Here is an 8,560-nt window from a genome sequence, read left to right on the forward strand (position 1 = left end):
CGGTTAAGCATTTAGGCAGAACCCTATGGAAAAAATGGTCGGGCTATCACCGTCGCAGTTTGGTGGAAACCAAGATGCATTGCATCAAATTATTAGGAGATAAGCTGACGGCAAGACATTTTCAAAGTCAGGTCAATGAAGTTCATGCGCGTGTGGCAGTTCTGAATAGATTTACGGAATTAGGTAGACCTCACACCCAAGTTGTCACTTAAATTTGAATGGATTGGGGAAAACTCAGCTTTTGAATGTTTATGCAACAAAGCCGGTTTTAGTTATAAACTTATTCATTCAGGAATTATATTGCTGAATGAATAAGTCTAATTGATTTATTTATGCAACCCAACTATTCATTTGATTCATTTGATTCATTTGATTCATTTGATTCATTTGATTCATTTGATTCATTTGATTCATTTGATTCATTTGATTCATTTGATTCATTTGATTCATTTGATTCATTATTTTTAACTTGTTTTTGTTTAGAATTTTCAACTTTAGAAGCTTTTAAATTCTTTTCAAGAAATAACAATCCGCCATCTGCATAACTAAAACTTGCGATACTAAAGAATGCACTAATTAACAGTAATTTAGTACAAAATTTATTTTTGAATAGCATGTTCATTTACTCTCATTTAATACTTGTTAGATATTCTAACTTTAAAGAATTAACACCCAGAGGACTCATAAATTACATTCTTGTAATTTTAAAATGTCTCAGGATGGTGTTTAAAGTGCGTGTGATAAATAGAAGTGTAATACAGGAAAATGGTAAGGTTTATCAGCCTAGTCATCTGTCCATTATGTAGAAAGAGCAGCACTTTAATGTTTATGCTGTTCCAATGTATTACATTCCGTACTTTCTATTTGTAACGTAATTTCAGTAATACTATGATTATGTTTTAGAACGTCTAAGGCCTTTTGATAGAGTTGATCTGTATTGCTATTCGGAGCAACCAAATGAGCAGTTAAATGAATATTTCTTGAGGATATAGCCCAGACTTTCAACTGATGAATCCCTTCAACGCCCTCTAGCTTCAATAAATCATTTCTTAACGACTCAATATCAATCTCATCAGGAACTCCTTCAAGCAGAATATTAATACTTTGTTTTAATAAAATCCAAGTTCGAGGTAAGACCCAGAAGCCAATTAACACAGCGATTACGGTATCAACCCACATCCACTGGGTAAAATAAATAACTATTCCTCCGATAATCACGCCTATCGATCCTAGAGCATCACTAAGAACTTCTAAATATGCACCTTTTATATTTAGACTTTCTTGAGCACTCGCAGAAAGGATTTTCATTGAAATCAAATTTATGACCAAACCACCAACCGCGACAATCATCATTCCAACACTTTGAATTTCAGCAGGATTCGTAAAACGTTGATAAGCTTCATATACAATATATATTGCTACCACAAAAAGCATCACCGCATTAAACAGAGCCGCTAAAATTTCAAATCGCTGATAGCCAAAAGTTCTTTTATCATCTGCGGCTTTTTTACCAATTTTGATAGCGGCAAGAGCAATAGCTAAAGCGGCTACATCAGTAAACATATGAGCTGCATCAGATAACAAAGCCAAACTTTGGGTAATAAAAGCAGCGACAACTTCTACTATTAAAAAAGTAGTCGTTAAACCTAAGGCAACCATTAACTTCTTACTATTTTCTTCAGTAACAACCGCATGGCTATGATCATGATGTTCTGACATAAAATATTTTCCTTATTCTATTTATGATGAGCAGAGATATTGGATAACAGCCAATATCTCTGCTGTAAATCGACTAATCTATTGGATTAAGAAACTTTTTTTTCATTCATCCAGCGGTACAGTACGGGCAATAAAACCAATGTAAGCAGGGTAGAGGAGATAATTCCTCCAATAACCACTGTTGCTAAAGGTCTCTGTACTTCTGCCCCAGTTCCGGTTGCCAAAGCCATCGGGACAAACCCAAGGGACGCCACACAAGCTGTCATCAGCACAGGTCTAAGACGCAAAATTGCACCCTGCCACGTTGCATAATAAAGGTCATATTGCTGTCGCAACTCTTTGATAAAGGTGAGCATGACTAAGCCATTCAGTACAGCCACCCCCGATAGTGCAATGAAGCCAACCCCTGCTGACATGGATAATGGAATGTCACGCAACCACAACGCGATTAAGCCTCCACATAAGGCAAACGGGACACCACTAAAGACCAGTAAGCTTTCTTTGATATTATGGAATACAGCCATCAATAAAATAAAGATCGTCAACAATGCGAGCGGAACCACCAATTGCATACGCGCTTTTGCAGACATCAGATTTTGAAATTGACCGCCATAATCTATCCAATAACCGCTTGGTAATTCCTGTTTGGATAACGTGCTCTGAAGTTCTGTTACGAATGAGCCTAAATCGCGTCCTTCTACATTTGCAGTAATAACCACCCGACGTTTACCATTTTCACGGCTGACCTGATTAATACCCAGGATATTTTCAACGCGTGCAACATCTTGCAGTTGGACTAAACCACCATTTGGCAATTGAACAGGAAGTAGCGCTAACTGCTCGGGACTACGCTGGGATTCATCTAGACGGATAACAAAATCAAAACGCTTGTCTCCCTGTAGAATGGTTCCAACATTTTGACCACCGACACTTGTCGCCACCAGATCCTGAATTGCTCTTACCGACAAGCCGTATTGTGCTGCTCTGGACTTATCAACTTCTACATTCAACAAGGGTAAGCCGCTGGTTTGCTCTACATTAACGGCTGTCGCGCCTGAAATTGATTTAATTTTCTGAGAAATCTTATTCGCTTCACGATTCAGAATTTCCATATCATCGCCAAATAACTTGACACCCACATCACTTCGCACCCCTGAAATTAACTCGTTAAAACGCAGTTCAATGGGTTGCGAGAACTCACTGTTATTTCCCGGCAATGTCGCTAAGAAAGTAATCATTCTTTGGCGAAGCTCATCAATCGTTTGTTTTGGATCAGGCCATTCATCATGAGGTTTTAACAGTACCACGCCATCTGAAATGTTGGGTGGCATGACATCTGTGGCCACTTCTGCTGTACCGGTACGGGCAAAGATTGCTTTAATTTCAGGAAATTCTTTCAACAGTAACTTTTCAGTATTTTCCTGCATTCTCAGTGACTGTTCTAACCCTGTACTTGGGGAACGCATTTGCTGAACAGCAAAATCACCTTCACCCAGTTGAGGTGCAAACTCGCTACCTGTTTGAGTAGCTAGCACACCCGTAAGCACTAAAATACAGGCAGCCACAATAGTCACAAATAAACGAAGCTCATAGGCTCTATCTAAAAGCAATTCATATTTAGTTTTAAGCCAATGCATCCAGCGACTTTCGGTTTCCTTGACTTCTCCAGTGACAAATAGGGCAACTGCGGCTGGCACAAAAGTGACAGATAAAATCATGGCCCCAATTAAAGCCAGTACAACCGTCATTGCCATAGGATGGAAAAGTTTGGCTTCTACACCCGTCAGGGTAAAGATAGGTAGATAAACTACCAAAATAATTAACTGTCCAAAGATGAGAGGACGACGCGCCTGTTTTGCAGCCAAGAAGACTTCTTTAAATCTTTCAGAACGGCTAAGTAAACCACCTTTCAGCTTCTGAGCTTCTGCTAGCCGACGGATACAGTTTTCTACAATAACCACTGCACCATCAATAATAATACCGAAGTCCAGTGCCCCTAAACTCATCAGATTTGCACTAATCTTCTGCTCTGCCATTCCCGTCAAGGTAAACAGCATTGACAGTGGAATAACGCAAGCCGTGATCAGCGCAGCACGGAAATTACCTAGAAAGAGAAATAAAATAACAATGACGAGGATTGCACCCTCAATCAAATTTTTCTGAACGGTTTTGATCGCCCGATCAACCAAATGCGTACGGTCATACACAGTCTCAATCACCACACCTTTAGGTAGCGATTGCTGGATCGATTGCACCTTTTCATCAATGGCTTGAGCAACGGTACGGCTATTTTCTCCCATCATCATCATGGCAATACCCAATACAGTTTCTTCACCATTATAGGTTGCAGCCCCTGTTCTTAAGTCATGACCAATTGAGACATTGGCGACATCTGCCACCCGAATAGGATAGCCGTTTTTATTGGTAATACTGATGTTCTGGATATCTTCAATCGTGTTTAAAGTGCCGGGAACACGAACCGTTAGCTGTTGTCCATTTTTCTCAATATAGCCAGCACCACGGTTTTCATTATTCTCTGTTAAGGCAGTTTGTAAATCAGACAAAGGAATTTGCAATTGTTGCAATCGGTTCAGATCAGGGGCAACCACATAGGTTTTATTAAAGCCACCGATACTGTTGATCTCCGCAACGCCTTTTACGCGCTGTAATTGCGGTCTTACAATCCAATCCTGAATTTCACGTAAATCCATCGCCGAATAAGGGGTTCCATCCGGCTTTTTAGCATTTGGTTCGGCTTTAATCACCCATTGATAGATTTCACCTAAACCTGTCGAAATAGGCGACATGTTAGGTTGCACATCTTCAGGCATTTCTCCCATTGCTTCTTGCAAGCGCTGGTTGATAAGCTGTCTGGCCCAGTAAATATCCGTGCCATCTTCAAAAATGATGGTCACTTGCGATAAGCCGTAGCGTGAAATCGAACGGGTTTGTTCCATTTTCGGCATGCCTGACATGGCATTCTCAATTGGATAGGTAATCCGCTGTTCCATTTCCAAAGCCGTAAAGCCATTGGCTGAAGTGTTAATCTGCACCTGAGTATTGGTAATATCCGGTACAGCATCAATCGGTAACTTTTGATAACTATAAATACCAATAGCAATCCAGGCTGCAACAAACAGCATGACCCAGATTGCGTTATGAATAGAAAACTGGATCAGCCGATCAAACAGTCCTTCAGGCTTTATTGACTCATTATTAGATATTTGAGAATTTTCAGTGCCCATGTGAAGCCTCTCCTTTTTCCATTTCAGATTTCAGTAAGAAACTACCTTGAGCGGCATATTTTTGTCCCTGATTAAGCCCATTTACCACTTCAATCCACTGGCTCTCCCCAGATGACTGACCTAATTTCACCGGCTGCGGACTGAATTCAACTTTCTGTCCATGTTGAGTGGCGACAAAAACCACATCCTTTCCATCGATATTCTGAACTGCTGACTTAAGCACCCGTAATGCGGTACTTTCACTGCGTTGTTGCAGCAGTACGTTTACCATCAAGTTTGGACGTAATTCGGTTGCATTCGATTCAACTTTTGCTCGCACCTGAAGACGACCCGTTTGAGTATCCGCTTCAGTATTTAAAGTCTGGATAACTGCCTGATAGACCTTTTCAGTTTGCAAGGATTTAAATTCGATCTTTTGATTCGGGGCTAAACCCATAATTTCAGAATTTGGAACAATAAACTCAAGCCAGAGCTGATCTAACCGGTCTATGGTAAAGAGTTGACTTGCTAACTGAACATTTTCTCCTAGCACCAAATCCTTTTTACTGATCACGCCGGAAATGGGGGCTTTCAAAATATAGCGCCCGTTACTGGTATTCACAGCACCAAACGCACTTAAACGTGATTGGGCCGATTGGACCTGAATTTGCGCCCGTTTATAGCTGTTGTAAGCACGTTGATAGTCCTGTTTTGCTGAAATACCCTGTGACCACAGCTGACGCTCACGCTCGAAGTCCTGTTTCGCCAGTTCAAGGTTGGTTTGTTCAATTTTTAGATTGGCCTGCTGATCGACTAAATCAGGAACAAGCAACGTGGCCAAAGACTGTCCTTTCTGAACTTTTTGGCCGAGTTCTACATAGACATTTTCGACATGACCACTAAAACTCGGAGAGACATGCGCTTGCTGGTCGGTATTCACGTTAAGTTTTGCTGGATAAGAACTTAATTTAACCACCGGACCTTGATCGACTGCTGATAACTGTATGCCTTGTTCAACCAGTTGCTTGGCCGTCAGGCTCACGCCTTCTGCATGCTCTTCGGTTTCACCGCCATGTTCCTCTTTGCCTTCTTCACTTCCATGTTCCTCTGCGCCTTCTTCCTCTGCATGTTCATCTGATGTTTCAGATTTATTCTTACCCGACAAGATCAAGAAAATACTGAGTAGTACGGTTGCGCCGATGACCAAACCAATCAGTAGAGGTTGAGAGATTTTTCCGCTCTGTTTTTTTAAGCTGTTTTTAAGATCGAACATGTTAATTTCCCCCACCAATGACAGGCATGGCCTGTATGTCTTGCCATAAGTTTTGATTGATTTGTGCAATAGCATCTTTCGACATGACTTCACTTGGGCTAATGCCTAAGCTCAAACTTTCTGCTTCAATGGCCTTTTGCCAGCCATCCCGTAACAACTGGACTTTACGCAGACGGATGTCTTGTAATTGAAGCGTGGCTTGCTGAACATCGGTTAAAGCAAACTTTCCTGCCAGAAAACCTTGTAGCGTTTTACTTTGAACTTGAGTCGCCAAAGGAATTTGAGTCTCGTCAACGACTTTGAATTGCAGCTCTAAACCCTGCAACTCGGTTAAAATTGTGCCTATTTGCAGCGCATTTTGCTTCAGATAAAATTCTTTCTGACGCTCTAATAAGTTCATTTTTTCTTGCGCGATTTTTATGCCATTTTGCTGACGATCGAAAATATTAAGCGGTACACTAACTCCGACTACTAATTGATTTTGTGTGGAGTTTTCCAAGGATTGGGTGCGGTTGACACCTAGGTTTAAAGTGGGGTTAGGACGTGCCTTTGCTCTTAGTTGATCAACCGTTGCTTGAGACTCTAATACCAGTAAAGCTCGATATTTCTCAACGTAGTTTTCCGCTAAATATTCTTGAACCTGTCCATGAGTCGATTTTGGCCAGAGCTTTTGTGAAGAGAGGTTTACCTGCAATGACTTATCAGACGTACCCCATAAATTTGATAATTGTTGGGTGGCCACTTGTACCTGTAAGTCTGCCTGTCTAAAAAGGCGTATATTTTCAGCATGACTTAAACGTGCGCGATTCACATCTACTTGCGCGATACCGCCCGCAGTAAAGCGCTTCTCGATCGCTTTAAGGTTTTCTTCACTCACCCGAAGTTGTTCATTGACAATGTTTCTTTCAAGTTCAGCAATGGCCAGTTGTGACCATACATATTTCACCGCAAGCTCAATTTGCGCTTGATAAATCTTCTGCTTCAGTGCTGTTTTATCTGTAGAGAGACTGGCTAATTTTTGGTTTGCTTTTCGCTCACCAAAAATATCCAAGGGTTGTGATATGCCAATGGCAAGCTCTTTTTCATTATTTGAACCAAAGCCCGTTTGTTCAACTGACAATTCAGGATTTTTAAACAGCTTACTTTGCTGAAGATTCGTGGCATTAATACTATTTTGCGTTTCCCAGAAATTTTGGGACGCTTGATATTGGTTAACCTGCTCAATAGCTTGCTGCAGCGTTAAATCTTGAGTACTGGCGACTACGGAAGTACTGATGCTGATCATTGCAGATAGCAAGATACCGCTACCTAAGGCTGACCAGGATAAATTCAGGATGGAGGTATCCTGATGTAATTTGTTTTTTGACATGAAAATGCCCCACGCATAATGAAATTAGGAGTGGTGGGCTTTTATAAGACTACCCCACCAATAGTAGGGGCAAATCGGGAGGCGGGGTTAATTGATTCAGATAAGGGGATTTATAAAAAGTTATTCCCAAATAAGTTGGGGTAATGCCGGTCTCAAAATCAGCTTTAAGCTTCAGATCATCGGGTGGGTCAATCTGAATCACGATTGTATTTGAGAAATGACTGCACTTTTCGTTAAAACAAACCTTCTGACAATAGTCATAGATTTCTTTATAGTTTTCTAGGGAATAAAGTGCTTGACGAGGACTATCACTCTTTTCGTCTAAATCGATTGGATTAGAGAGTATTGAATTGGGTATGTTTGGCATTTCATGCAGACAAGCAGCCTCTGCCACACTCCAAATATTCTGGAATGTGAATAAGAGTACCAATATCTGGATTAGAAATGTTTTTCTCTTCATACACAAATCTGTATTTAAAACACCAATCGGAAGCTAACCAAAGCTATCTAAGATCTTATCACAAAATTTAAGTCACCTTAATCTTTTTGCAGCCTTAAGTAAAGATATACAGAGTTTTTGAAAAAGCATAGGTCTAGATAATCAAGCTAGATTTTTTAAAACTCCACATTGGTCAATTGTACATAAACCATCACAAGTACCTCTTAAATCAGATAGTTGTTCAATAAGCTTTTGTTGCTTGATTATATTTTCTCTGATAGCACTGACATGTAAGTCAATTAATTCTGAACCGTACCGGGTTTGTCGGAGACTTTTTTATTTAAGTTAAGCCACCTGACCTAACGGGTTAATCTTATCATAGTACATTGCTTCAAACTCAAAAGGCGACACATAACCCAGTGCACTGTGTACACGCTTTTTATTGAACCAATCTACCCAGTTTAGTGTCGCAAGTTGTACATCTGCTAAACCTTGCCAATCTGCTTTTAAATATTCAATCACCTCTGTTTTGTATA

General features: G+C 40.5%; 6 protein-coding genes and 3 pseudogenes. 1 reads left to right on the top strand and 8 read right to left on the bottom strand.

Annotation, left to right across the window (positions count from 1 at the left end; genetic code table 11):
- A pseudogene (locus tag FTV30_RS14695) lies at positions 1–212 on the top strand (IS5/IS1182 family transposase); the annotation flags it as partial.
- A 224-nt stretch (positions 213–436) separates the two neighbouring features.
- Here FTV30_RS14695 and FTV30_RS14700 read toward each other — a convergent pair.
- The 8 genes and pseudogenes from FTV30_RS14700 to FTV30_RS14735 all read right to left on the bottom strand — a co-directional run.
- Positions 437–616: pseudogene (locus tag FTV30_RS14700) on the bottom strand (hypothetical protein); the annotation flags it as partial.
- 203 nt (positions 617–819) lie between these two features.
- Positions 820–1,719 (bottom strand): cation diffusion facilitator family transporter, encoded by a 900-nt coding sequence (locus FTV30_RS14705; RefSeq protein ID WP_180001847.1) that lies wholly within the window; start codon positions 1,717–1,719, stop codon positions 820–822.
- An 86-nt stretch (positions 1,720–1,805) separates the two neighbouring features.
- On the bottom strand, positions 1,806–4,964 hold the full coding sequence (locus FTV30_RS14710; protein ID WP_180001848.1) for an efflux RND transporter permease subunit: 3,159 nt from the start codon (positions 4,962–4,964) through the stop codon (positions 1,806–1,808).
- A complete protein-coding gene (locus FTV30_RS14715) occupies positions 4,954–6,216 on the bottom strand; it encodes an efflux RND transporter periplasmic adaptor subunit (RefSeq protein WP_180001849.1) in 1,263 nt (420 codons plus the stop codon). The genes FTV30_RS14710 and FTV30_RS14715 overlap by 11 nt, the downstream gene beginning before the upstream one ends.
- 1 nt (position 6,217) lies before the next feature.
- Positions 6,218–7,585, bottom strand: coding sequence for a TolC family protein (locus tag FTV30_RS14720; RefSeq protein ID WP_180001850.1), 1,368 nt, complete (start codon positions 7,583–7,585; stop codon positions 6,218–6,220).
- 49 nt (positions 7,586–7,634) lie between these two features.
- Positions 7,635–8,045, bottom strand: a complete 411-nt coding sequence (locus tag FTV30_RS14725; protein ID WP_039624319.1) for a hypothetical protein — start codon at positions 8,043–8,045, stop codon at positions 7,635–7,637.
- A gap of 141 nt (positions 8,046–8,186) precedes the next feature.
- Positions 8,187–8,333, bottom strand: a pseudogene (locus FTV30_RS14730) (MerR family transcriptional regulator); the annotation flags it as partial.
- Between the two features lie 36 nt (positions 8,334–8,369).
- The coding region (locus FTV30_RS14735) for an integrase core domain-containing protein (RefSeq protein WP_079745416.1) at positions 8,370–8,560 on the bottom strand (191 nt) is incomplete at its 5' end.

This window comes from Acinetobacter sp. YH12255 (assembly GCF_013417355.1).
Classification (GTDB): domain Bacteria; phylum Pseudomonadota; class Gammaproteobacteria; order Pseudomonadales; family Moraxellaceae; genus Acinetobacter; species Acinetobacter pseudolwoffii.